The organism is Baaleninema sp. (assembly GCF_049974805.1).
Classification (GTDB): Bacteria; Cyanobacteriota; Cyanobacteriia; order Cyanobacteriales; family Geitlerinemataceae; genus Baaleninema.
The window spans coordinates 1-2372 of sequence record NZ_JBNGCO010000221.1; the positions used below are offsets into that span (position 1 = coordinate 1).

Here is a 2372-nt window from a genome sequence, read left to right on the forward strand (position 1 = left end):
TTGGCTTGAATACTTTGCGGACAAATACGGGAAGATAGCCATTGCCGTACCGCCCTACAACACGAGTCAAAACTGTTCGAGTTGCGGGGAAAAGGTGCAGAAGTCTCTATCAACGAGAACCCATATTTGTCCCCATTGTGGCTTCGTTGCCGATCGCGATACGAACGCAGCGATTAACATCCTTAAATTGGGATTGAGTAGGGTGGGGCGCACCCGAATTCACGCATCGGGAGAGATTCCCTCTTGGCTGGCTGGAGAGATCCTGTCAGCTAACGGAGACTCGTAGAACGATGAATCCCCCTGCCTTCAGGCGGGGGAGAACGTCAAGGTAAGGCTGTTGGCATCGATATGGGCAGAACTTACACATAGAGTGAATGCTTGAATTAATCGAGGTATTCTTTAGACTTTTTTGAAATGGCATAAAAGTCTAAAGTTCTTGCATGAATTTTTTTAGACGGTCGATCGAGCAAAACAACTAGGCTCTAAAATGGAAAAAGTGATGCTATAATCTCACCAAATCTTGATTTCAAGTCCAGTCTTTAATTTTTAAACTTTTCTTAACCATCAAAATCTGGAATTCGTTCGCGAAGCGTCTCGGAACGAGAATTGACTTCTGGAGGTTGCCATGAAAATTGTCAAGCACACAAACAACCAACTGATTTTACGAGAGTCAGGTTTCAGCCCTTTCTTACTATTGTGGGGATTAATGTTTGGCGGAATTCCCCTGGTGATGCTGTTCGCTTTCGCATCCACTTTGGGGATCGAATCGCTGAAGTGTCAGCGAATTGCAGTCGATCGAGTCGATTGTACCCTAGAAAAAAGTATCTATTTCAATTTTAAACAGCTTCCAACACAACCGTTCCCCTTGGTCGATCGAGCCGAATATCAATATACCGAAAAACCGGGAGACGACGATTGTAACGCCGTTCACCAACACGAGTTTCACCTGGTTTTTACCGATGAAAGCCGCCAACGTCTTTTTACAGATTCCTTGCAGACAAATTGTACCATTGGTAATCGAGGCTGGATTCAAAAACAGGTTACTAAACTGAATCAGTTTATCGAGTCAGAAACGGGATCGATCGAAATTGTACGCGATAGTCGCCTGACACCGGCTTCCATTGGAATCTCGCTAATGTCCGTCATTTTTGTTGCGATCGCTTTTCGGATTGTCTTTGGTTCGCCATTGCGAGTTTCGTGGTATTTCGATAAATCTAAACGCGAGTTAGTGTATTGGAAAACTACCTTGTTGCAAATTCAAGGTTTATCCTATCCCTTTTCGAGTATCGACTCAGTGACATACCGAATTGGAGAAGACAGCGACGACGGAGAAGACAGCGACGACGATTACCGTGCGTTTTACGAAGCAGAAATCGTTTTCAATTCTGGGGAAAAGAATATCTATTTGAAAAAATCCTATAGCGAAAGCGATATTTTACCGATTGCAAAAAAAGTCGCTGAATTTGTCGGTATCAAACTGACAAAAATTGACGATCGATCTTCCGCTTCTTCTCCTCAAACCAATTCTTCGGACACGCGAGATCGAGCAAAAAAATCACTCGACTACCACAAAGAAATTTACTCGAAACGCCACGAATGCACTCAAGTGATTGCCAATTCCCAAAATTTTCCCAACGTCGATCTCCGTTTTTACAATCGAGTCCAAAATCAATTAGAACAGCAAGGCTTTTCTAAACTCGCCGACATTGAAGACGTGACGATAACGAAAGCCAATCGCGGTCAAAACCGCACCTTTATTCGGATGATGCTGAGTCGAGATCGTCGCACGACGGTGGGTATTTATGCTATGCCGACTTCTGGCTTAATCAAGGTATTGCAGATCTTCGGATTAATCCCTAACGTTAAAGCGATCGACCTCGAATCTGAATTGGAAGATGGAACCTTTCTCGTGACCAGTAACCTGAAAGGCTTAGATACAAGTGCCGAAGTTCCAGGAATTAAACGCCAACAATATTCTCCCAAAACAACCTTAGACGATCTACTTGCAGCCCATACAAAAACTCTCGATCGATTGACTCGCCAAAAACGAGCCGTGTACCTCTACACCTACGAAGACGCGATCGAATTTCAGCATCGCCTGCAAGATCGCAAAAACTCCCACAAACAAGGTTTGGGATATCTAACTCCCGAAGACGTTCGCCGATCGTCCAAACCCGGACAAGAGGCGGCGGTTGAGGAACTGGGAGCGGCGATCGAGGAACTTAAAAAAGAGGAAACTCAAACCGAAGATTTCGGCGATCGCCCAGATTGAATTGAACTCAAAAATTGAACGCGAAAATCAAATTACAAAATGTACGCATTCAGGTGCAGGGGATTGACAAAATTCCCGGCTTAATCCGACCCCGGAATCA

General features: G+C 44.5%; 2 protein-coding genes. Both read left to right on the forward strand.

The genetic code is table 11. The features are described from left to right. Nucleotides 1-286: RNA-guided endonuclease InsQ/TnpB family protein (locus ACP5D4_RS21430; RefSeq protein WP_428013633.1), on the forward strand; the 286-nt coding region annotated here is incomplete at its 5' end. A gap of 339 nt (nt 287-625) precedes the next feature. After that, the gene (locus ACP5D4_RS21435; RefSeq protein WP_428013634.1) at nt 626-2272 is read left to right on the forward strand and encodes a hypothetical protein; all 1647 of its coding nucleotides are present in this window, start codon (nt 626-628) and stop codon (nt 2270-2272) included. Nucleotides 2273-2372: the final 100 nt, after the last annotated feature.